The sequence below is a fragment of the Bradyrhizobium sp. genome, assembly GCF_030697065.1.
Lineage (GTDB): Bacteria > Pseudomonadota > Alphaproteobacteria > Rhizobiales > Xanthobacteraceae > Bradyrhizobium.
This window is the reverse complement of the sequence record NZ_JAUYQU010000132.1, coordinates 1-21,369: the sequence shown is the minus strand read 5'-3', so window position 1 is coordinate 21,369 and position 21,369 is coordinate 1. Positions and strand designations below refer to the sequence as shown.

Sequence of the window (21,369 nt, the reverse complement as noted above, 5' to 3'; positions counted from 1 at the left end):
TACGGTCCTCGATGCCGAGCTTGCAGAACCAGCGATATGCAAGGTTCACCTGAATCTCAGCGCAAATCTGCCGCTCGGAGCGGATCGCAAAAATATAACCGACAAGCAGCATCCGGATCATCAGTGCCGGGTCAATAGAAGGCCGGCCCGTGTGCGAGTAATAAGGAGCTAACTCCGTGTGCACCCAGTCTAGATCGAGCAAACCGTCGATCTTCCGCACCAAATGATCCGGTGGGACTACCTTGTCGAGGTGAAACGAATAGAAAAACTGCCCTTGCTCGCCTTCCCGACGACCCATCATGCGCAGCTCCCCGCAGATGCTCTTTCCTAAAGGAATCACGGATCGCGAGTCGCCTCAACGGGAGTTTTGCAACAGTATCAAGGGAAAACCGGAAGTCGCGTTTGGTCCGTCGGATATGCATTACGTCCCCCTCGTGCGATAGCGTGTCGCTCTGAAGGCACTCAGTCCCGGTGTCCCGCCGCCATTGGCAGGCCGGCGGCGCAATGCTCGGTCTGGCGACTACCGACTGCCTCGCGCTCGGATAGCCGAGCGGCACAATCGCGGCTCGTCACGTCTATCTGTGCATGAAGTCTAGCTTGAAACAGGGATGTTTTGACTATAACTCTGCGCTTGGATGCCGCCGAGTTCGCCGGGTGTTCAATGTTCCGCTGGAGCCGACACGAATACATTCTTCACCATCGGCCATTCCACCAGGACGATCGCCGATTTCGTCGATCTCCTCCGGGAATCCAGCGTCGATCTCGTCGTTGACGTAAGATCCATGCCGCGATCCCGTACCAATCCGCAGTTCAATGGAGACAGTCTCTCCGAAACGCTGGCATCGTGGCGGATCGGCTACGAACATATCGCGGAACTTGGCGGCCTTCGCGGAAAGGCGCGCCAAACCGAACCGTCCACAAACGCCTATTGGCGAGTACGCGGCTTTCGCAACTATGCCGACTATGCCTTGACGAAGCCCTTCGCCGTAGGCCTTGCGCGACTGCGGGTGCTGGGCGGCCAGCACCGGTGCGCGATCATGTGCGCCGAGGCCGTTTGGTGGCGCTGCCACCGGCGTATCATCACCGATTACCTGCTCAGCGAAGGCGAGCATGTGATGCACATCCTTGGGATGGCTCATGTCGACGAAGCCAGCCTGACATCTAGCGCGAAGGTCTGCCGCGATGGTACGATCATCTATCCGGCCGAAAGTCCGCAGTTGGAATAATGTTATCGCCGCCGGCTCTACTCGCCGCCAAACGCGATGCGCAGGGTGGCGACGATTCCAATGACGGCGAGACCGTAGCAGCAAAGCTGAACCGCGATCACCACCGCAAACCTCGCGCCCGAATGAACATAATCCTCGATCACCACCTGAAGCCCCAGCGCCGTGTGGTGAAAGAGGGCGATCAGCAACAGGATCATGCCGCCTGCGGCGAACGGCGTCCTCAACCACGCGATGAAGACCGGGTAGTCGCTGCCGGCATGGGTAATGATCGACCCCACGAACCACAGCGTCAGCGGCACCAGCGCGACCGCCGTTACCCGTTGCACCAGCCAGTGCTGCGAGCCGCTTTTCGCCGAGCCCAGCCCAATGGCACGTCCTAGCGGAGAGCGGAAGAATCGGCGGTTCATCAGAGCCACCCGCCGGTGCAGAGACCAACTACCCAAGCCGCCACCGTGAGCGCTAGGCTCGTCGCCACCACGGACCATCCCGAAATATAGATCGACCGCAGCTCGAAACCATGAACGGTATCCCAGACGAGGTGGCGGATGCCGCCGCACAAATGCAGGAAGAAGGCGAAGGTGCAGCCGAATAACAAGAAGCGGCCGATCCACGACCCGATCGCTTGCTGGACGGTGGCGTAAGACCCAGGCCCGGCAGCAGCGGCGCTCAACCAAATCACCAGGCCAACGGCCCCGACGCTGAGGAGGACGCCGGTGATGCGATTGGCAATCGACAGGACCGAGGTGAGCTGCGGCCGGTAGATCTGGATGTTGGGCGATAGCGGACGTGGCCGCGGCGCCTTCGTTGCAGGAGCGATCGTCTTGATGTGCATGGTCAGCTTTCGCGTTCGACGATCATCTTTTTAATCTCGGCGATCGCCTTGCCGGGATTCAGCCCCTTCGGGCAGGTCCGGGTACAATTAAGGATAGTGTGGCATCGATACAGTCGAAACGGGTCCTCAAGATCGTCGAGCCGTTCTTGTTTCGCCTCGTCGCGGCTATCGGTCAGCCAGCGCCACGCCTGAAGAAGTACCGCTGGCCCGAGAAACCGATCTCCATTCCACCAGTGGCTTGGGCAGCCGGAGGTGCAACAGAAACAGAGGATGCATTCGTAATAACCGTCGATCCGGCCGCGCTCTGCGACAGATTGAAGCCGCTCCTTTTCGGGCTCGGGCGTCTTGGAGCGGAGCCATGGCTTGATCGCCGCGTACTGCGCGAAGACATGGGTTTGGTCCGGCACGAGGTCCTTGATGATCCTCATATTGGCGAGCGGGTAAATCGTCGCTGGTGTCGCCATGTCGGAGATGAAACGTGTGCAGGCCAGCCAATTGGTGCCGTCCATCGTCATGGAGCAGGAACCACAAACGCCTTCGCGGCATGAGCGGCGGAAGGCGAGCGTCGAATCCACCTTGTTCTTGATCCAGATCAAAGCATCGAGAACCATCGGCCCGCAATCGTCGAGGTCGACGTGAAACCTGTCGAGGCGAGGATTGTCACCGGAATCAGGATCGTAGCGATAGATATCGAACGCCTTCGTTCGGGTCGCGCCGGAGGGTGCAGGCCATGTGCGCCCTGGCTGGATGAGCGATTCCGTCGTCACGTTAAAGGTGCGCGGAATGGGAAAGCGCTTAAGCCAATTGAAGCGAGACACGCGATTCGAAGAATCAATGATCATGTTCTTCTCCAGCCTCGACAGTAATCCGACGGCGAGACATCGCGCCAACGCAGGATAGCGATGGGCTGAGGCGTGAAGCTTACGCCCCAAAATGGCACTGTGCACGTCGAAAGCGCCGAAAGCGGACCCCGGGTCGTTGAATCCAGTCGCGTGAGCAGTGCGGGTCACTTCTGAGAGCGGCGGGCGGGCAAGCTCTGCTACCGTTGGAACGCTTTCGGGTTCGCGGCGTTGCCGCTCAGGTTCGCCATGATATCGAGCTAGGCTCTTCGACATGCATGGAAGAACGAAGTCTATGGCGCGGAAGCGGTATGGCGCCTGCCCAGCCTCGATATAGGCGTCGTCCTAGTTTAGTTTTGCTTACACTTAACGCGGCAAATCGGGAACGACAGCCATGCAGCGATGGATTACGGAGAAACTTCAGCAGTGGCTGATCCTTGTGCTTGGCGTAGTAGTGATCGGCGGCAGCATTGCGATCGGGGCGCTGTTCCAGTCAACCCCCGGCCCCACTAACTCCGTTCAGGTTGCAGAGACCACACAAAATGACGCAGCCAAGTCGTCGTCAGCGCCGCAGGGTGCGGCACCGGTACCCCTTGGATCGCAGCCAACCAGTACGGCGCCGAAGACAGCGCCCCTCGCCCCCGAGAGCAAATCCGCGACAGCTCCATCTGCCGACATAAACGCGACGGCACCCGCCAGGGAAAGTGACAAGGCAACCACCGACACGAACACCAAGGCCAACAACGCGATCGCGCCCGCAAGCCAAGTGGCGCGGACGGCGGTGCCGATAATACATAACCACGCGGCGGCGGCACCCCCGACCACCGGACAATCCGCTCCAGCCGCAGTTGCGTCGACTGGCGATACTGCGGCCGGACAACAGGTCTACCGCAAATGCCGAGCCTGTCATTCCCTTGAAGCCGGCAAGAACGGCTTGGGACCTTCGCTCGCGGGGATCGTCGGTGAAAAAGCCGCTGCCGTTCCAGGATACAATTTCTCTCCTGCCATGAAGATGAGCAACCTGACGTGGGATGCGGCGACTCTCGATGCCTATCTCGCCGATCCGCAGAAGGTGGTGCCCGGCAACAAGATGCCGTTCCCGGGCCTTAAGACCGAGCGCGAGCGCAGCGCGGTGATTGCCTTTCTCGCGGCCAGCCCCAAGGCAGGGAGCGCGGCCACGGCAGCGGCGCCTGCAAAGGCCCCGTCCCCTGCACAGATCACGGCAGCCACGCCGGTTCCGGCGCCCACTCAGACTGCGCCAACAACACCGTCAGATTCTCCACAAGCGGGGGCGAACTATGTGCCGGGTCTGCGCTATACGCTGCGCTCCGGCATAGCCGAGGGGCGCATGGTCTTCATCGGTGTCGGCGGCTCGATCGAGGGTCAGGTCAACCCGCTACTGTCAGCCGCGGAAGGACAGGTCGTGCAGATCACGCTGATCAACGGCGAAGGCGCCGAGCACGACATCGTCTTTGCCGATCAGGGACCGGGGGGGGCTTCATCGCATATTGTTGGCAGGGGTGCGAGCACGAGTATCGCGTTTGTTGCCTCCAAGGCCGGAGATTATCTCTATTACTGCAGTGTGCCGGGACATCAGCTCGCGGGCATGGAAGGCAAATTCCTGATCACGCCGCAGCCGCCGCCGCAGACCGTGGTTGAAGCCGACATTTCGCAGAAACCCACCGACGTTCCGCCTTCGATCGGCAACCGGGGACCGCAAACGGTGCGGGTCGATCTCGTCACCGTCGAGCTTGAGGCTCGACTCGCGGAAGGAACGACATTCGGCTACTGGACTTTCAACGGCAAGGTGCCGGGTCCGATGCTGCGCGTCCGCGTCGGCGATACGGTCGAGGTGCACCTGAAGAATGCCGACGGCAGCTCCATGCTGCATTCGGTTGACTTCCACGCCGCCACCGGCCCCGGCGGTGGCGCTGCATCCACTCAGACCAATCCGGGCGAGGAGAAAAGCTTCAGGTTCAAAGCGCTGACTCCCGGCCTCTTCGTCTATCACTGCGCCACGCCAATGGTCGCCCATCATATCGCCAACGGCATGTACGGGCTCATTCTGGTCGAGCCCGAGGGGGGCCTGCCGCCAGTCGATCGCGAGTACTATGTAATGCAGGGCGAGATCTACACCGACGGCGCGTTCGGCCAGCACGGCAGTCAGGAGTTCAACGTCGAGAAGCTGCTGAACGAACGTCCGGAGTACTTCGTCTTTAATGGATCGGTTGGCGCGCTGTCCAAATTCCATCCGATGCAGGCGAAGGTGGGCGAAACCGTCCGCATCTATTTCGGCGTCGGTGGCCCGAACTTCACCTCGTCGTTTCATGTCATCGGAGAAATCTTCGACAAGGTCTACAATCTCGGCGGCGTGACCAGCGAGCCCCTGCGGGGCATTCAGACCGTGCTGGTGCCGGCGGGCGGCGCGGTCATCACCGAATTCAAGGTCGATGTTCCGGGCAGCTACACCCTCGTCGATCATGCGCTGGCGCGGGCCGAACGCGGACTGGTCGGTGTCCTTAATGTCGAAGGACCGTCGAATACTGACATCTTCGACGGCAAGGTTGAGCCGGGATCGGGACACTAAGGAACGCGGCCCTGCGAAATACCATGTTGAGCACGCATGTTCATGCCGACAGCAGGATTATCGCAATGAGAGGCTGCGATTCGCTGACGTGGTTCGAATCAGTTCGGAGCAAATACTGAGGCATCGTCCCGCAAAGTTCAACAAACGAGGAAAAAGCATGGCATTACATCACGCGAAGCCTGGAGAGATCGTGAACCTGCAGCCGCTCGGGCAAGCTTTAAAAGACGCGAAAACGACAGCTATCGTAAAATCCAAGGCATTTGAAACGGTAAGATTGATCGTCCATGCCGGAATGAACATTGCGGATCATCAAGTTGCAGGAGCCATCATGCTTCACTGCCTGGAAGGTCGCGTAAAACTGGGATTGACCGAATCCGCGCTGGAATTGTCTGCTCATCAATGGATCTATTTCGAGGGCGGTACCATCCATTCTTTGACGGGTATCGAGGAATCATCTCTCCTCTTCACCATCTTGCTTGATTGACCGCGTTGCGGGCAGTGGGAGATACTGACAGGCACAACGTAAAGTGGATGACATGCGTGTTGGCGGTGGTTGTACTGGTCAGGCGAAGTTTCGCTTTAGCTGCATCGTCGAGTTTCCTGTACGGCCGCTGGCTTGCGCGTAGACACTATTCTATCCACCGGGCGGGCACAGGCCGCCAACAGCGCTGGCTTCCGCTTCGGCACTAGCCTTATCTTGGGTTTTGCGGTTGGCGGCTTGTGACCGCGCTTCACTCCCAAACGAGTTAGCTTGGCGCAGACCGCGTTACGGCTACACTCAAGGCGGCGCGCGATCTGCGCGAGAAAGCCGACAAGCTATTGCTTTTGATGCAGTCTGCCGAGTGGCCATCCAACTACTACTACTCACAATCCTACTCACTTTTGTTTGCCGCGTAGGATGATGGCCGCGACAAAAGCTGCGCCGTGCGGCGGCCCCAACCTCGCAACCACTGATCTTATGATTTGCCCTCCATTCTACGATTTCATGCGACAGCGCACGTCGGACGGATTGCAGCACTCAATTTTACTCCTCGAAGCCGACTAGCTAAGGCCGGCCCGCTCCCGAACTAGTGACTGATAAGAAGAATACAATGGAGTCGATTCGCACTGAAAACTTATCAGTTCTCGAGTGGCCGCTTCTGGCGCACCGCGGCCATTCAACGTCCGGTCGATACTCTTTGGGCTTCGCCGGACGCCGCGCCGTTTGCGTCCGAACGCGCCGCCTGCCGGACTACGCTGGGCCAATGGTCTCTCCTACGATGGATTTATTGTAACAAGCATTCGGATGGAAGTCAGGGAACGTCGGCGGAAATGACATGCCGTCCGGTGTAGACAGGTTATTGCTTGAGTCCGATCCTAGGTCTCTCAAACCGCGCGACTGTGCGTGGCCGCGGACCGCGCGAGATGCGCGTCGAACGCCGAGGCGACGCTTCGGACCAGGAACGCCGCTCCCTCGCTCACGCGGAGGCGGTCGTCGGTCATCGTCACGACCCCGTCGGCGATCATGCTATCGAGGCGTTGCCGGTCGACGATTGCGGACTGCGGATCGCGGCCGTGCAATCGCGAAACCTGTCGTAGGTCAACGGCCAAGTCGCACATGATGCGCTCGATGATGTCTGCGCGGAAGCGGTCTTCCTCGGTGAACTTGTATCCTTTTACGGTCGCGAGCCGGCGTTCGGAAATGCGAGCGAGAAAGTCGCGGGTCGGTACGGCGTTCTGGACGAAGCCTTGGGGCATGCGGCCGATTGCGCTGGCGCCGAGACCGATGAGCGTTTCAGCGGAATCGTCGGTATAGCCCTGGAAATTTCGCCGTAACTTGCCCTCCTGTCTCGCAACGGCAAGCTTGTCGTCGGGGAGGGCAAAGTGATCGAGGCCAATTCGGACGTATCCTGCGTCCAGCAGGGCTTCCGCGATGGTTTCGGACTGAAGGTGCCGCTCGATGCTGTCAGGCAGCGTCCCTTCGGCGATTTTGCGCTGATGTTTCTTGAACGACGGAATGTGGGCGTAACCGAACACCGAGAAGCGGTCGGGGCGGAGCTGGACGCATTTGGCGACGGTATCCATGCATGAATCCACGGTCTGCAGGGGAAGTCCGTAAAGCAGATCGAAATTGATCCGGCCGACGCCCGCCCGTCGCAGCCGCTCGACCGAGACGGCTGTTTGTTCGAGACTCTGCAGGCGATTGATGGCGCGCTGGACCGCAGGATCGAAACTCTGGACGCCCAAGCTCGCGCGGTTGACACCGCAGTAGCCGAGCGCCTCGATCATCGGCTTGGTCAGTGTGCGCGGATCGATCTCGATCGCGATTTCGGCATTACCGAGCACGCAAAACGAGCGGCGCAGTGTGCCAATGAGGTCTGCGAACATTTCGGGCGCCATGATCGTGGGAGTTCCGCCGCCGAAATGAATGTGAGATATTGGCAGTCTCTCACCGATGGTTTCCGCGACGAGCTGAGCTTCGGTGCGCAGGCCGGCGGCATAGATGGCAATCGGATCATCCTGCTTCGTCACCGATGTGTGGCACCCGCAGTACCAACACATGGATCGGCAGAAAGGCACGTGAAGATAGATCGAAGCCGGTTGACGAACCGGCACTGATCTGAGCCATCCCTTATGGTCGTCTTCACAAATCGCCGGCGAAAAGTGCGGGGCAGTGGGATAACTGGTGTAACGCGGCAGCCTGTCCTGCCCATAGGGTTTTGCCAAGTCCGAACGCATCGCATTTCCTCCGTCACGCGCTCCCATCCTGACGCGTTCACTCCAAACGCTCTTTGCGCTGGAGCAAGGAAGGCGGCCCACAATCGGTGACTTCTTGACCACGCCATAGGGTGCGTCGGCTGTCCGAGCGCCTCATTTCGCTTCTGCGGCGCCGGGGCTGCGTTCTTGCTAAAGTGCGTGAAACCGGCCAAGAGGAGCCAAACGATCAAGGAGGACTAGCTTTCGGGCATGGCTTTTGCCACGGCCAGTCTAGCTTTGATCGCGATGTCGCTTGCGCTTCTAGGTGTCAGCGCCGCCGAATTCTATAGAGCAGCCACCGGTCCACGAACTGAGTCCCGCGAGACGCTTTTCAGCGCCATCGGCAATGTCATCATCGCCGTGGCAGTATTGACGTCGCCAAGTACTTCTTTGAAGAAGAAGTTATACGTCGTCGCGAAATGCGCTTCGCATTCGAGGCACGGCGCAGCCTCAATCTCCTTTGCAGGGGTCTGAAGACCTTCTGCAAGCCCCAGCAAGCGCGGGAAGGCCGGCGACGAAAACCCGGACGGCGCTGTCGAAGGATGCCTCATAGGACTCGACGCCGATGAACGTGTGCATCACCTCATGAAGGACGTAGCCACGAACGAGACTTCTGAGCATATGTAGGGCGTGCTCGGCGGCTTCATCGGCGAGTCCGCACCCTACCAAAATTTCTGTCATGAAGGTGTGAAGCTTCTCGTGCGCCTCGCGCCACTCGGGACAGTCAGCGGCTGCTGTCCGAAAAGCGGCCGCGGACAAGGCCGGCCTGTCGAGACCGTAACGTCGCATGGCGTAGGCGATGGCGGCGAGCGCCTCCTCGCCATCCTTGCCTGCGCAGGCCTCGCGAAGAAGCTGGAGCAGTTCCCGGTAACCTTTGAGTGCAAGAAAGCGACGCATTTCACGTACGGTGCCGATTTGGTCTCCGGTGCCTATCCCGATTTCGTCGGCGAGGTCTTTGGCGATCTTCCTGTCCCAGGAAGTCCCCAGGATTTCGTCAACCGAATGATGGAGAACGTCCTTGTGCCTGTTCATCGAGTCCGGTTCTGCAGTCTTAGCGAATTGCCAACGTCTAGACGGCGACCGCCTACGGAAGACACGAATTCCGGGACCTTCGCCATTATTACCACCCTCGAAATGATGGTGGGGTGGATGATGACAGCGCAGAAAAGGAGCATCTCGCTCATGTCGTGACCGATGGCTGGAGTCTCAGCAGAAACTGAATGGGTGGCCTTACCCGGTCGATTCGAGCGCGTCTTTGTCCGGCGTCAAAGACCGGGATGGCAAGGAAGCGCGAAGTCAGATTACGGCGGGGTGGCTTCTACCTTGACCAATGTCAACTTCCGATCGAATGACGAGCGTACCGATGCTTTCATGTGGCTTGCGATTCACGGCGCACCGTTCGACCGAGATATCGAACTCGCGGTCATCGACCGCGAGGGACCGCATTCGCTCGTCTTTCCCTGCAGAAGGGTGATCGGTGGCTGGATCGATGCCGAAACCGCCAAACGTATCGACGTGCGCCCAACCCATTGGCGGGAATGGCGCGACAGGTCACAGGTCAGCGGCCTGATCTCTTGAGCTTCTGCTCTTTCCGTGCGGCGTCGATTGCGGCCAGGCTGGCTTCTTCATCCGCCAGCAGCCTTTCGACGGTCTTGCGCTTCCTCAACGAGGTTTCTTCGGAGCAGCTTCCAAAAAGGATGATGCCGGTTGCACAGTCGATCTTACCGCAACTCTCCAGAGTTGGTACCGGGAAATTACGGAAGGCCAAGGATGGTTGACGACGGTTCTGGCGGGCCGAATGCGCACAACGCACGGGCTCGCGGCCTGCGGCGATCACCAAGGCATCCTGACGTTCACCTCGCGCCGCCGTTTGTGGGTCCGGCTCGAGACCGTCAAGGCATTCGAGGAACCGGTCACCGCGCAGGTCGAGAAGCGCATCGGCGCACTCAAACCATCTACTACACGCGCATCGGAGCGGCGGTCCGACACGCCGCTTCCGAGCTCGCCGCCCACCCGAAAGTACGGAGCAAAGCGACCCGCTCGGCTGCGCGCCAAAGATGCTATGAAGGCCGCTGAGCAGTACGCCGAACAACTGCGTGAACTGGGTCGGCGCAAGCTTCATTGATTACTGCGCCGCTTTCGGTTCGGCCGAACAGCAGGAGCAACAGCTCGATTCGCTTCCCGGAGGGGTCAAGAGAGGAACTTCGTTCTCGATGCGTCGCAGGAGGTCGGCCGCGATGGTTTCGACGAGCTTTCCCTCGATGCCGCTGTGGCTCCGGTCCCGACCGCGTAGTCTCTTGAAAATCCGCATCGCGTCCTCCGTCGATGAGATTTCGGAGAATGCCGGAGCCGCGGGACCCGCTCTTTGTCGGAGATCAAACACGAGGACGAATGACTGAATAGTTTGTGCCCCGACAAAGAGATTACGGTCGCCTCCGCCTACGGTGTCGCCAAGTGATCGGGGAAGACCTCCATGGCGACGATGCAGAAATTGGGAGCTTACACGGGGCCTGCACTTCTGTCGCACGGCTTCCGCCCTTTCTTCCTTTTCGGCGCGGTCTATGCCGGTGCGATGATCCCGTTGTGGCTCGCGGTGTTTGCTGGCCACATTTCGGTGCCGACGGCGTTCGCGCCTCGGGACTGGCATGTCCACGAAATGCTGTTCGGCTACGTGGGCGCCGTCGTCGCGGGCTTCCTTCTGACCGCGATTCCGAACTGGACCGGCAGGCTTCCCATCCAGGGCGTTGCGCTCGCCGTCCTGTTTTCGTCCTGGGTGGCGGGTCGTCTGGCCGTGACGTTCGGCGGCTGGGTGGCCTGGCAGATCGCTTTGGCCGTCGATACGACCTTCCTTGCGCTGCTTGCGGCCGCGGCGGCGCGCGAGATCGCTGCCGGACGCAAATGGAATAACCTGAAGGTAGTCGCCATCGTCTCGCTTCTGGCGCTGGTGAACGTCGCCTTCCATGTAGAAGCGCACTTCCGTGGCGCGGCGGAATACTCGACGCGCGCCGGCATCGCCCTCGTCGTCACCTTGGTCTGCGTCATCGGTGGGCGGATCGTGCCGAGCTTCACGCGCAACTGGCTCGCGCGCCGCGCGCCGGGACGGCTTCCAGTCCCTTTCAACCGCTTCGACGCGATCGCCATGATCGCTGGGGTCTGCGCCATGATGCTGTGGGTGTATGCGCCGACGGGTCGGCTGACGGCCGGCGCGCTCACAGTTGCCGGGCTGCTCCATCTGGCGCGTCTCGTCCGCTGGGCCGGAGAGCGGACCTTTTCGGATCGCGTCGTCCTGATCCTGCACGTGGCCTATGCGTTCGTGCCTGCCGGTTTCTTCCTCTCGGCCTTGTCCTCGGTCGATCTCGTCGCCCAGAGTGCAGGCGTGCATGCCTGGACCGGCGGAGCAATCGGTTCCATGACGATAGCGGTGATGACGCGCGCTTCGCTAGGACATACTGGGCAAGCGCTCAAGGCATCGGCTCTCGTTCAAACCGTCTATGCGGCCATCGTGGTCGCGGCCCTGGCGCGTGTCTATGCGGCTCTCGAGCCGAGCCACGCCGTCCCGCTGCTGACAGCATCCGGCATCGCATGGACGTTCGCCTTCTTCGGCTTCGCGGTCGCCTACGCGCCACTCCTGTGCCGCGCGACAAGGTTTTGAGGCTGCGATGATCGGCGCCAGCATATCCCGATGGACTATGACCTACTTCGCGATGGCGCTGGCGTGGCTCTTCGTCGCGCTCGCGCTCATGGTCGCCGGCGTCGGCTATCCGGCGGCCGACCTAGTTTCCCCTGACACGCTGGTCCAGGTTCACGCGGTGTACCTCGGCTGGCTAAGCCATGCGATGTGCGGCGCGCTGTTCCAGTTCGTTCCCGTTCTCGTCGCCAAGCCCCTGTTCTCCGAAGAATGTGCGCTGCCGGCGCTGGTGCTCCTGAGCGCCGGGCTCCTCCTTCTGCTCGCCGGCTTCCTTTCCTTGGGCGGCCGTCTGCCGCAGGCGCTCTGGCTGTTTCCCGCCGGAGCCGTGCTGCTCGTCGCCGGCTTCGGCCTGGTCGTCGTGGACCTCGGGCTGACGGCGTGGCTGCGGCGGACGGGGCCGGCGCGCTTCGTGCTCGTCGGCCTGGCTTCGCTTTGCGCCACGATCGCTTTCGGCGCGGTATTCGCCTTCGGACGGGCGGGGTGGGCGGGGTCGCCGAACGCCGCGAGGAAGGCGAATGCGCCGACGTGCGCGGTGAAAGTATCGGTCAAGGCGAGTGCGACGCCCACCACTGCCGTCCCGGCCAGGCCGACGAAGGACAACGTCGCCATGCGCATGTTTAGTTCGAGTCACCGCCTTTTCCGGTTGCGGAAGATGCCGGCGATGTCGCGGCCGTAGAGTGCGGCGGACGCCAGACCGAGAATGGCAGCGACCGACAACACGACGTTCAGGCCCGGCGACTCGTCGATGTCGCGGATTCGCTGCGGCTTCCAGACGGCGCCGTCGCCCCGCACTTGCTGTTCGCCAGAAACTGAGAGAGGAAACCATGACCCAATACATCGATGTCGACGTCCGCCCGATCCTCAGTTCCGGCGGCGAACCGATCGCGGTCATCATGTCCGCGCTTCAGGGTCTCGAGCCGGGCCAGGGGCTACGTCTTTACGCGACGTTCAAACCGTTCCCGCTTTTTGCCGTCATGGCCGACATGGGATTCGCGCATGTCGAGCAGGAGCTCGACGGCGGCGAATGGGAAGTTTTGTTCACACCCGTGAAGACAACGTCCGACCAGTCGGCGGTAGCGGCAGATTCGGCGTTCGACAATTGGCCGGAACCCGCTGCGAAACTTGACAATCGAGATCTCGATCCTCCGGAGCCCATGGTCCGGATCCTTGCGGCGGCGGACCAACTTGCAGCCGGCGAGACCCTGTCGGCGCTGCTGCGCCGGGAGCCGGTGTTCCTGTTTCCGCAGCTCGAAAAGCGCGGTTTCCGCTGGCTCGGCGGTTTCACGCCCGACGGGACGACCTACGAACTGACCGTTCGGGCTTCGTCGTGACCGGAGAGATCGCCGATCGCGTGCGCGAAGCGCTGCGGGTCGTGATCGATCCGGAGCTCGGCGAGAGCATCGTTGATCTTGGTTTTATCTACGACATCGCTGTCGCCGACGGCGTCGTCAGTATCACCATGACGGCGACAACCCCGGGATGCCCGGCGGCGGGCTTCTTGAAGGAAAGCGCGCAGGCTGCTGCATCCGCCGTTCCGGGGGTCGTTTCCGCGGACGTGACCATGACCTTCGAGCCGGCATGGGACCCCTCCCGCATTGCCCCCGCCGTCCGGGTCTCGCTCGGCTTCGCTGCGGTGAACTGACGGCCATGGCCCTGACCATTGAAATCGACCACGCCAAGACGCGCGCCAGGGCCGCGGCCGCCGTCGGCCGGCCGGTCGTGCCCCAATCCGTCAAGGGCCCGATCCGGCGGATCAAATGGGGCGTCTTGCTTCTAACGCTTTCGATCTACTACGTCACTCCCTTCATCCGTTGGCACCGCGGGCCCAATGCTCCGGACCAGGCCGTCCTGCTCGATTTCGCGAACGGACGCCTCTACGCGTTCTTCGTCGAGATCTGGCCGCAAGATCTTTACCTCTTGACCGGCCTGATGGTGCTCTCGGCATCGATCCTAGTCCTGGCCAATGCGCTGGCGGGTCGCCTGTGGTGCGGCTTCGCCTGCCCACAAACGGTCTGGACCGACCTGTTCCTGCTCGTCGAGCGGTTGATCGAGGGCGATAGACGCCAGCGCCTGAAGAACATCGGCGCACCTTTGACCCCAAAGCGGACCGCCCAAATAGCCGCGAAGCATGCCGCCTGGCTGCTGATCTCATTCGCGACCGGCGGGACGTTGATCTTCTATTTCACCGACGCCCCCGGCCTGCTGCGGAGCTTCGCGTCCGGAGACGTTTCGTTCAATGCGCTGACATGGATCGTCGTGTTTGCCGCGACCACCTACGGTCTGGCCGGCTTCGCGCGGGATCAGGTCTGCACCTTCATGTGCCCCTGGCCCAGGCTACAGGGCGCGATCTGGGATCCGGAAGCCTACACCGTCAACTATCGCGATTATCGCGGCGAGCAGCGGATGTCCGCGAAGAAGGCCGCCGCGGTGCGGTTCGAGGGCAAGCCGGCGGGCGACTGTGTCGATTGCGGCCAGTGCGTAACAGTATGCCCGATCGGCATCGACATTCGGGAAGGACCGAACTTCGCTTGCATCAACTGCGGCCTTTGCGTCGATGCCTGTGATGGGGTGATGAAGAAGCTCGGCCGCCCGCGTGGTCTCATCGACTACGAAAGCTGGAACAACATCGAGAGGGCCCGCAGAAGCGAGCGGCCCGTTAATCGCCTGGTGCGGCCGAAGACGATAGGGCTGACAGCAGCCTGCGTGGCGATGGCCGCCGCGATCGCGATCGGTCTCGAGACCAAGGCAACGGCGACCCTATCCGTGCAGCACGACCGGGATCCGGTCGCGGTCAGGCTCTCGGATGGCTCGCTGCGCAACGCCTACACGCTAAAGCTTCTGAACAAGTCGGCCGGTTCTCATATTTATTCGCTCACCGTCAGCGGCTTCGATGCGAAGCTCGTCATCGTAGGAGGACGAAGCGAGTCGTCCATCTTGGTCGGGCCCGAGACCTCCGCAACGCTGCGGGTCACCCTGACGGCCAATGCTGACGGTCAAGGCGAGGTCGTCTTCACGGCGCAGGACGAAACCGGTGCAGCCCTTTCCGTAATGGACAGGTTTCTCGATCGCTGAGCAGGCCAAAGATCTCCGCGGCGAGGCGGAACTCCTGGGGAAAATCGGGTAGGCCCCTGCGCGCGCTCCGCAGGACGGTTGGCCTTTCGCGCCACGATCTCGCTTACGCGTCGCAGGTTTCGAACGTTACGTCGCTCTGATAGAGGGCGGCAAGGGAAACGCCTCAACCCTGCTGCTGCAGCATCTTGCGACGGCGCTTTGTCGACCTTCGATTGCCAGCGCTCGCGTCGAACTTTCCGGGTTCGGTCAGGTCTAAAAGTTGCCGGAGCGCTTTGCCCGCGAGTGCCATCGGTCCGCCTAGGGCTTTTCTCGCCAAGCAACTTCCCCGTCTTCAGGTTCAGGAAGTGCAGGCGGGCACAGGCCTGACAGGAGACGCTGACGTAGGCGTCGTCGCCAGTGCGATGGTCCGCATCCGCGATCCAGTGTTGTACCTGCTGATTCCTCACTGGGCAGGTGAAGACGAGAGTTTTCATTTGAATGCGAGTTCCTGATCTCCGGAGATCCAGCACTTGGGGCACGGAGCCTCACGATGTGCATGCGGATCGATCAGCTGGGGCCGCTCTCTTCTAACTCGATGCGCTCCGTCGACATTGCGCTGGCTCAAGTCGGCTCACCTCAGGCCAAGCGATGCGACGTGCGATTCGTAAACAATCCGTAAAGATCAGAGGTAGCAATCATTGAAATCTCGCGCTCAAGTTTGATGTGACGCAACGACGGCGGCGGGTGAAAATCTCACGTCGAATCACTTATCTACGCAGGGAAGCCAATGTCGCGTATCCTCAGTCGCCTCCGTATCTCCACCAAGCTTGTCTCCGCCCCGCTCGTCGGAATGCTCTTCGTCGCAGCGATGATCGCAAATCAGGTCGTTGCCAACGGCGGTGTCGAAACAGGCATTATCAACGCCATCGATCAACAGGAGATCGCCAGGCTCGCCATCGAAGTGAAGGCCGATGCGCGGCGGATGCAGGTCGCGGTGCGCGACCTGCATCTGGCGAAGACCGAGGAGGATATCCGCGCCGGCGAGGATAGGCTCGCCGCGGCCCGCAAGGATGCGGAAGGCATTGCGGACGATATCTTCCGCCGTTCCCGCTCGGCGGAAAACAAGGCTCGCGTCGTTGAGCTGCGCGAGCAGATCGAAGCCTACGCAGGCGCCGGTGGTCGTGTCGCCACCAACCGGCACAAGAACATCGTTGCAAGCGTGGCCGGACGCTCCGAGGAGATGGCGGCGCTCGATAGGGAGGTCGCCGACCTCGCACGTAACGTGACGGTTCCGGCTTCCATGAAAGTCGACGAGCTTGCCGTGGAAGCCGGCAAGTTCGCCTCGACGAGAGCGGAAGCCAAGAAGAACGAGGTCCGCGCCACGCTGCGGAGCTCCGCCATGACGTCCGGCATCGTCGGCGGCGTAGCGATCGCCGTCCTCGTCGCCGCGGCCCTCATGGGGGTATTCGCCGTGTCCCGACCGATCGGCGGCATGGTCACATGCATGAAGGCGCTCGCGGGTGGGCATCTGTCCGCCGCTATCGCAGGCCTCGAACGCGGCGACGAAATCGGCGACATGGCTCGAGCCACGCAGGTCTTCAAGGAGGGACTTCTCGAGACGACACGACTGCGAGCGGATCAGGCCCAGGCGGAGGCCCGCGCTGGCGCCCAGCGGAAGCAGGACATGGAAAATTTCACCGCTTCGTTCGAAATCGCCGTCGGCGGAATCATCGAACGCGTATCGTCGAGTTCGGCGAGCCTTGAGCAAGCGGCTGCGGCGCTGATGAATACCGCATCTTCCACCCGCGAGATGTCGACGACGGTAGCCTCCGCATCCGAAGAAGCGTCCGCAAGCGTTCAGTCGGTCGCAGCGGCGACCGAGGAAATGGCCGCGACGGCCGCCGAAATCGGCCGCCAGATCGAGGGATCCTCGAAAGTGGCCAAGGACGCGGTCGACGAGGCGAACAGCACCGATCAGTCGATGGCGCGGCTCGCCGTGGCAGCCGACAAGGTCGGTAGTATCGTAACGCTGATTACGGCGATCGCGGAGCAGACAAACCTGCTGGCGTTGAACGCCACGATCGAGGCCGCTCGCGCCGGTTCGGCGGGCCGAGGCTTTGCGGCTTCAGGTGGACGTTGCCAAGGAAGAATTCGGTGTCGCGCAGGCCAACCATTCGCGAACCGTCGCTGCCGTGCTCGGCGTGCTCGCATTCGCGCTTCTGGCGGGACTCGGCCTTGGATGGCTGACGATGGGAGCCATCGGTGCCCCGTCCGACGACTGAAGGAGGCCATGGCGCAGATTCAGCAGGGCAATTATAACAGCCGCATAGTCATCGAACGCGACGACGAGCTCGGTCATGCGCTTCGGGACGTACAGGCGATGCAGGCCAAGTTCGGCTTCAGGAGTATGAGTACCTGATGTCGATCGTCCATGACGCCGGAAAATATCGAATCAGCGGTCCGCCGCGCGCTTTTTACCACGCGCACTACTGCGGCCTGTCCTTCCATCCCGGCGTAACGATTCGGATCGGCGTGAACCGCAGCACGCACAAGCTGCTCGGACACCAAGATGAATGTATTTGAGTTTAGCTTTTCGCCGGGGCCATCGAACGTATCCAGGCCAGCCGGCCGATGGCCTTCTCCGCCAATCCCTGCAGCAGGGCAACTTGGGTCTGATCGTCGGAGCTTTCGACGTTCTCCAGGTACGCCTCCGCGAGCGCTTCTGAGATCGTCTCGGCATCCTCAAGCTCAAGCGAAATCGGAAATTTGCCTATACCTTCGGCCTGCATAGACATTTGCATAGTTTCCTGGAGAAGCTGTCCTGTGCGGGCTGCTGCCGCCCCGCCGAGACCGCGTTCGAGGTCGGCAAGCTGCGCCGCGAGGCGGAGTTCCAGTGCAGGCGCATCTACCCGCATCACCGTCGCATCGTCGCGCCCTCTTTCGACTTCGCCCGCTCTCTATGATAAGCGGCGTCGTTCCTTCCTCAGTGTGGAAACGTGTCCGAATTCCTCGCGCGCCATGGCTTCGGCGGCCTGCTTGATTTCGGAATCCTCGGAATAAGCGGCCACATAGGACCAGAATGCGAAGGCTTGCTCCTCGTTACGCACGGCCGTAGCCAATGCGCGGTAGGGGGTTATCAACCGCGAGTTTGCAATCTCCTCAGCCGTGTCGAGATTGAAACTTTCGGGAGCCTCCCAGCGGACCAACGCAGGGTCAGGGGCCTTGCCGCGGCTGGATTGTGACCATCTCGTGACGCTACCTACATTCTCGCGCTCGGCGGTTGCGAGTTGAGCAAAGATTTGGGCCAAGGAACCCTTGTTCTGGCGTGCCATCTCCTAGATCAACTCAGATCTGTTCGCCGCCTCCGTCTTCATTGAATGGGCGAGAGCGAACAGCTCGTCGAGCGACTCAAGCGTTCCGCCCGGCTCGCTCATCAGCAGCGAAGTTCTTAGCAATGGCATGACGCAGTCCTGCAGGTTGTTTTCCAGCGCCCAAGGGGTATAAAGTTAGTTGAAGTTTGCCAACAGAATGGGCGGCACGGCCAGGCGGCTCTTTGCGTATGTCGGGCTCGCTGTCACAACTTTGAACCATTCCAGGTGCTGGCTTTTTGATCCAACGCAACGAGGCGTACTGGTAGAGGCTCTACATCAACTTTCCAAAGCTTGCGATCAGAACAACGGCGTTCTGCTGAATCTGGAAGACGCTTTTGCGAAGACCCGTCAACATTTATGCTTTATTGGGAATTCTAGCCGTTTTCAGCTGGTTTGCCTTGTCGGGAGAGGCGTCGGCCGCAGGCCGTCTCAGCGAATACCTTGATAAGGCCGAGCCAGCCGAACTGGTGGCGGGCGCGAATCGCTTCGGACCGCCGCAGGGCGATCCCGCTATTGTTCCCGCGCTGAAGGACGATCAGGTCATCGGCTTCGTCTACCTCAACTCCGACTTTGCCAATGCGACGGGTTATTCCGGCAAGCCGATCCAGCTTCTGGTCGGCATCACGCCGAAAGGCGTGGTGACCGGCCTCAAGATGGTCGAGCATAAGGAGCCGATCGTTCTGCTCGGCATTCCGGAACAGCGCGTGGTCGATGCCGTCAACAAGCTGATAGGCGCCGACATGGACGGCGTCGCCCGCGGCACCGCGCAAGCGCCGCAGGTCGACATCGTCAGCGGGGCCACTGTCACCGTGCTGGTCATGGGCGACAGCATTGTCCGCTCCGCCACCAAGCTGATCAAGGGCGGCCGCCTCGGCGGCCAGGGCAGCGTCGCCGCCAGCGTGACGCCGCAAGTGAAGAAGGCGGTCGATCCCGACAAGAGCGAAATCCGCGACTGGGAGACCCTGCTCGGCGACGGTTCCATCCGCCGGTTGCTGCTCTCCGTCGATGACGTCAACAAGGCCTTCGAGAAATCCGGCAACGCTGCCGCCGCCGCGCATCCGGAAGAGGGCGAGCCGGACGACATCTTCATCGACCTCTATGTCGCCGATGTCGCGGTGCCAACCATCGGCCGCAGCCTGCTTGGCGAGGACGGATTCAAGCGGCTGGCCGGCCGGCTCAAGCCCGGCCAGCAGGCCCTCGTGGTCGCGGGATCGGGACGTTACTCCTTCAAGGGCGCGGCCTACGTCCGCGGCGGCATCTTCGACCGCGTCGAATTGATCCAGGACGGCAACAGCATCCGCTTTCGCGACCGCAACCACACACGGTTGGGAAGCCTCGAAGCCGAAGGCGCGCCGCACTTTCCCGAAATCGCGCTGTTCGTGTTGCCGCCGGAATTCACCTTCGATCCGACCGAACCCTGGGTGTTGCAACTGCTGGTCCAGCGCGTGGTCAGTGCCAAGGACAAGGCCTGGCTCACTTTCGATCTCGGCTATACGCTGCCCGACGGCTACATCAAGCGCGAGCCGGCGGCACCGGCACCGCAGCAGGCGGCCAAATCAACCACGCCTCCCGCCGCAACGGCTGGAACGCCGGCCGCTGCGCCCCCGTTACCCGCGACGGGCTTTGTTGCCGAAGACGAGCCGCTGTGGATGAAGATCTGGCGCTCCAATACCGTCATGATCGGCACCACAATCGCGGCGCTCGGCGCGCTGACCCTGATCTTCTTCTTTCAGAACAGCCTGGTACGTCGTCCCAGGGTCTATGTCTGGGTCCGCCGCGGCTATCTGCTGTTCATTCTGGTTTGGCTCGGCTGGTACGCCAATGCCCAGCTTTCGGTGGTCAACGTCCTGACCTTCGCCAATTCGCTGCTCACCGGCTTCAGCTGGGAATATTTCCTGTCGGCGCCGCTGATCTTCCTGCTTTGGGCCGCGATCGCCGCCGGACTGCTGTTCTGGGGACGCGGGCCGTTCTGCGGTTGGCTCTGTCCGTTCGGTGCGCTGCAGGAACTGCTCAACAACGTCGCCCAGGCAGTCAAGATTCCGCAATACCGGCTGCCATGGGGGCTGCACGAGCGGCTGTGGCCGATCAAGTACATCATCTTTCTCGGCCTGTTCGGCATGTCGCTGTATTCGACCGCGCTCGCCGAGCAACTGGCCGAGGTCGAGCCGTTCAAGACCGTCATCGTGTTGAAGTTCGCGCGCGAATGGCCCTACGTCATCTACGCCTTGACGCTGCTTTCCGCCGGCCTGTTCGTCGAGCGGTTCTTCTGCCGCTACATGTGCCCGCTCGGCGCCGCGCTGGCGATCCCCGGCCGCGTCAGGATGTTCGAATGGCTGCGGCGCTGGCCCGAATGCGGCACGCCCTGCCAGCGCTGCGCCAAGGAATGTCCGGTGCAGGCGATCCATCCCGAGGGGCACATCAACGTCAATGAGTGCATCTACTGCATGCATTGCCAGGAACTGTATTTCGACGACCACCGCTGCCCGCACATGATCCAGGTGCGGCTGAAGCGCGAGAAGCGCGACGCGCTGTCGTCGCCCTCGATGCGCAGCGGCGGCAAGGGACCGAACACCATCATCACCGCCGGCGGCAAGCCGATCAACCTGCCGCCGGTCGGCGCCATCACACCACCCGCAACCTGAAAGCCTGGAGGCTATTATGAGCGACAACGGAAACGGAAAGGGCGTCAGCCGGCGTACCTTGCTTGGAACCACCGCGGCGGCGGCGGGCGTCGGTCTTGCCGGCGGCATTGGGCTCGGCACCGACGGCAAGGGCGTTGTCGGCGCTGCCGATGCGCAGACCAAGACCGCGGCGCCGAAGGCGCCGGCCGCGCGGCCCGCCGTCGTGCAGAAGGCCGAAGTGCATCCCGGCGAACTCGACGAATACTACACCTTCTTCTCCAGCGGCCAGTCCGGCGAACTGCGCATCGTTGGCTTGCCGTCGATGCGCGAATTGATGCGCGTTCCCGTGTTCAACCGCTGCAGCGCCACCGGCTGGGGCCAGACCAATGAAAGCCTGAAGGTGATGACCGAGGGGCTG

Annotated in this window: 20 protein-coding genes and 2 pseudogenes; 14 read left to right on the top strand and 8 right to left on the bottom strand. The window is 61.6% G+C overall.

Annotated elements, in window-relative coordinates; translation table 11 throughout:
- Positions 1-301, bottom strand: a 301-nt coding sequence (locus tag Q8R73_RS10950) for a transposase (RefSeq protein WP_305719560.1), incomplete at its 3' end; no start/stop codon positions are given.
- Positions 302-635: 334 nt separating this feature from the next.
- Between Q8R73_RS10950 and Q8R73_RS10945 the strand changes: the two genes are divergently transcribed.
- The gene (locus Q8R73_RS10945; RefSeq protein ID WP_305719559.1) at positions 636-1,226 is read left to right on the top strand and encodes a DUF488 family protein; all 591 of its coding nucleotides are present in this window, start codon (positions 636-638) and stop codon (positions 1,224-1,226) included.
- 17 nt (positions 1,227-1,243) lie between these two features.
- On the opposite strand, the gene sdhD is transcribed toward Q8R73_RS10945, so the two are convergent.
- The 3 genes from sdhD to Q8R73_RS10930 are packed head-to-tail and all read right to left on the bottom strand — an operon-like array spanning position 1,244 to position 2,900.
- Entirely contained in the window at positions 1,244-1,633 is a 390-nt protein-coding gene (gene sdhD, locus Q8R73_RS10940) for a succinate dehydrogenase, hydrophobic membrane anchor protein (RefSeq protein WP_305719558.1), read from the bottom strand.
- Positions 1,633-2,058 carry a succinate dehydrogenase, cytochrome b556 subunit gene (gene sdhC / locus Q8R73_RS10935; RefSeq protein ID WP_305719557.1) on the bottom strand — a complete coding sequence of 142 codons (426 nt, stop codon included), beginning with the start codon at positions 2,056-2,058 and terminating at the stop codon, positions 1,633-1,635. The genes sdhD and sdhC overlap by 1 nt, the downstream gene beginning before the upstream one ends.
- A gap of 2 nt (positions 2,059-2,060) precedes the next feature.
- Positions 2,061-2,900: a succinate dehydrogenase iron-sulfur subunit gene (locus tag Q8R73_RS10930; RefSeq protein WP_305719556.1), complete on the bottom strand. Its 840-nt coding sequence runs from the start codon at positions 2,898-2,900 to the stop codon at positions 2,061-2,063.
- Between the two features lie 391 nt (positions 2,901-3,291).
- Here Q8R73_RS10930 and nirK point away from each other — a divergent pair, with 391 nt between their 5' ends.
- On the top strand, positions 3,292-5,484 hold the full coding sequence (gene nirK / locus Q8R73_RS10925; protein WP_305719555.1) for a copper-containing nitrite reductase: 2,193 nt from the start codon (positions 3,292-3,294) through the stop codon (positions 5,482-5,484).
- Between the two features lie 157 nt (positions 5,485-5,641).
- Positions 5,642-5,968: a cupin gene (locus Q8R73_RS10920; RefSeq protein ID WP_305719554.1), complete on the top strand. Its 327-nt coding sequence runs from the start codon at positions 5,642-5,644 to the stop codon at positions 5,966-5,968.
- An 881-nt stretch (positions 5,969-6,849) separates the two neighbouring features.
- Here the strand turns inward: Q8R73_RS10920 and hemN are convergent.
- Together hemN and Q8R73_RS10910 are read right to left on the bottom strand one after the other, a co-directional pair.
- Entirely contained in the window at positions 6,850-8,202 is a 1,353-nt protein-coding gene (gene hemN, locus Q8R73_RS10915) for an oxygen-independent coproporphyrinogen III oxidase (protein WP_305719553.1), read from the bottom strand.
- Between the two features lie 468 nt (positions 8,203-8,670).
- Complete coding sequence (locus Q8R73_RS10910; protein WP_305719552.1) at positions 8,671-9,252, bottom strand: TetR-like C-terminal domain-containing protein; 582 nt, start codon at positions 9,250-9,252, stop codon at positions 8,671-8,673.
- A gap of 291 nt (positions 9,253-9,543) precedes the next feature.
- Between Q8R73_RS10910 and Q8R73_RS10905 the strand changes: the two genes are divergently transcribed.
- From Q8R73_RS10905 to Q8R73_RS10865, 9 genes and pseudogenes are all read left to right on the top strand, one after another.
- Positions 9,544-9,798: a hypothetical protein gene (locus tag Q8R73_RS10905; protein ID WP_371126078.1), complete on the top strand. Its 255-nt coding sequence runs from the start codon at positions 9,544-9,546 to the stop codon at positions 9,796-9,798.
- 229 nt (positions 9,799-10,027) lie between these two features.
- Positions 10,028-10,239 (top strand): annotated as a pseudogene (locus Q8R73_RS10900) (protein norD); the annotation flags it as partial.
- A 454-nt stretch (positions 10,240-10,693) separates the two neighbouring features.
- Entirely contained in the window at positions 10,694-11,872 is a 1,179-nt protein-coding gene (locus tag Q8R73_RS10895) for an NnrS family protein (protein WP_305719551.1), read from the top strand.
- A gap of 37 nt (positions 11,873-11,909) precedes the next feature.
- Positions 11,910-12,584: a hypothetical protein gene (locus tag Q8R73_RS10890; protein WP_305719550.1), complete on the top strand. Its 675-nt coding sequence runs from the start codon at positions 11,910-11,912 to the stop codon at positions 12,582-12,584.
- A 148-nt stretch (positions 12,585-12,732) separates the two neighbouring features.
- A complete protein-coding gene (locus Q8R73_RS10885) occupies positions 12,733-13,239 on the top strand; it encodes a DUF2249 domain-containing protein (RefSeq protein ID WP_305719549.1) in 507 nt (168 codons plus the stop codon).
- Between the two features lie 20 nt (positions 13,240-13,259).
- Complete coding sequence (locus Q8R73_RS10880) at positions 13,260-13,550, top strand: metal-sulfur cluster assembly factor (RefSeq protein ID WP_305719548.1); 291 nt, start codon at positions 13,260-13,262, stop codon at positions 13,548-13,550.
- A 5-nt stretch (positions 13,551-13,555) separates the two neighbouring features.
- The gene (ccoG, locus tag Q8R73_RS10875; protein ID WP_305719547.1) at positions 13,556-14,980 is read left to right on the top strand and encodes a cytochrome c oxidase accessory protein CcoG; all 1,425 of its coding nucleotides are present in this window, start codon (positions 13,556-13,558) and stop codon (positions 14,978-14,980) included.
- Positions 14,981-15,746: 766 nt separating this feature from the next.
- Positions 15,747-17,378: a methyl-accepting chemotaxis protein gene (locus Q8R73_RS10870; protein ID WP_305719546.1), complete on the top strand. Its 1,632-nt coding sequence runs from the start codon at positions 15,747-15,749 to the stop codon at positions 17,376-17,378.
- A complete protein-coding gene (locus Q8R73_RS10865; protein WP_305719545.1) occupies positions 17,378-17,542 on the top strand; it encodes a hypothetical protein in 165 nt (54 codons plus the stop codon). Before Q8R73_RS10870 ends, Q8R73_RS10865 begins: the two co-directional genes overlap by 1 nt.
- A gap of 2 nt (positions 17,543-17,544) precedes the next feature.
- Here Q8R73_RS10865 and Q8R73_RS26055 read toward each other — a convergent pair whose 3' ends face one another.
- Positions 17,545-17,877 carry a hypothetical protein gene (locus tag Q8R73_RS26055; RefSeq protein WP_371126077.1) on the bottom strand — a complete coding sequence of 111 codons (333 nt, stop codon included), beginning with the start codon at positions 17,875-17,877 and terminating at the stop codon, positions 17,545-17,547.
- 39 nt (positions 17,878-17,916) lie between these two features.
- Positions 17,917-18,291: a ferritin family protein gene (locus tag Q8R73_RS26050; RefSeq protein WP_371126076.1), complete on the bottom strand. Its 375-nt coding sequence runs from the start codon at positions 18,289-18,291 to the stop codon at positions 17,917-17,919.
- A gap of 392 nt (positions 18,292-18,683) precedes the next feature.
- On the opposite strand from Q8R73_RS26050, the gene Q8R73_RS10855 reads away from it, so the two are divergent.
- Positions 18,684-20,972, top strand: a complete 2,289-nt coding sequence (locus Q8R73_RS10855; RefSeq protein ID WP_371126079.1) for a 4Fe-4S binding protein — start codon at positions 18,684-18,686, stop codon at positions 20,970-20,972.
- Between the two features lie 16 nt (positions 20,973-20,988).
- A pseudogene (locus tag Q8R73_RS10850) lies at positions 20,989-21,369 on the top strand (TAT-dependent nitrous-oxide reductase); the annotation flags it as partial.

Bases quoted from the DNA above. Each gene is read 5' to 3' on its own strand.
- Q8R73_RS10945 (WP_305719559.1), top strand. From the start codon at position 636: ATGCCGCCGAGTTCGCCGGGTGTTCAATGTTCCGCTGGAGCCGACACG.
- sdhD (WP_305719558.1), bottom strand. From the start codon at position 1,633: ATGAACCGCCGATTCTTCCGCTCTCCGCTAGGACGTGCCATTGGGCTG.
- sdhC (WP_305719557.1), bottom strand. From the start codon at position 2,058: ATGCACATCAAGACGATCGCTCCTGCAACGAAGGCGCCGCGGCCACGT.
- Q8R73_RS10930 (WP_305719556.1), bottom strand. From the start codon at position 2,900: ATGATCATTGATTCTTCGAATCGCGTGTCTCGCTTCAATTGGCTTAAG.
- nirK (WP_305719555.1), top strand. From the start codon at position 3,292: ATGCAGCGATGGATTACGGAGAAACTTCAGCAGTGGCTGATCCTTGTG.
- Q8R73_RS10920 (WP_305719554.1), top strand. From the start codon at position 5,642: ATGGCATTACATCACGCGAAGCCTGGAGAGATCGTGAACCTGCAGCCG.
- hemN (WP_305719553.1), bottom strand. From the start codon at position 8,202: ATGCGTTCGGACTTGGCAAAACCCTATGGGCAGGACAGGCTGCCGCGT.
- Q8R73_RS10910 (WP_305719552.1), bottom strand. From the start codon at position 9,252: ATGAACAGGCACAAGGACGTTCTCCATCATTCGGTTGACGAAATCCTG.
- Q8R73_RS10895 (WP_305719551.1), top strand. From the start codon at position 10,694: ATGGCGACGATGCAGAAATTGGGAGCTTACACGGGGCCTGCACTTCTG.
- Q8R73_RS10890 (WP_305719550.1), top strand. From the start codon at position 11,910: ATGACCTACTTCGCGATGGCGCTGGCGTGGCTCTTCGTCGCGCTCGCG.
- Q8R73_RS10885 (WP_305719549.1), top strand. From the start codon at position 12,733: ATGACCCAATACATCGATGTCGACGTCCGCCCGATCCTCAGTTCCGGC.
- ccoG (WP_305719547.1), top strand. From the start codon at position 13,556: ATGGCCCTGACCATTGAAATCGACCACGCCAAGACGCGCGCCAGGGCC.
- Q8R73_RS10870 (WP_305719546.1), top strand. From the start codon at position 15,747: ATGTCGCGTATCCTCAGTCGCCTCCGTATCTCCACCAAGCTTGTCTCC.
- Q8R73_RS10865 (WP_305719545.1), top strand. From the start codon at position 17,378: ATGTCGATCGTCCATGACGCCGGAAAATATCGAATCAGCGGTCCGCCG.
- Q8R73_RS26050 (WP_371126076.1), bottom strand. From the start codon at position 18,291: ATGGCACGCCAGAACAAGGGTTCCTTGGCCCAAATCTTTGCTCAACTC.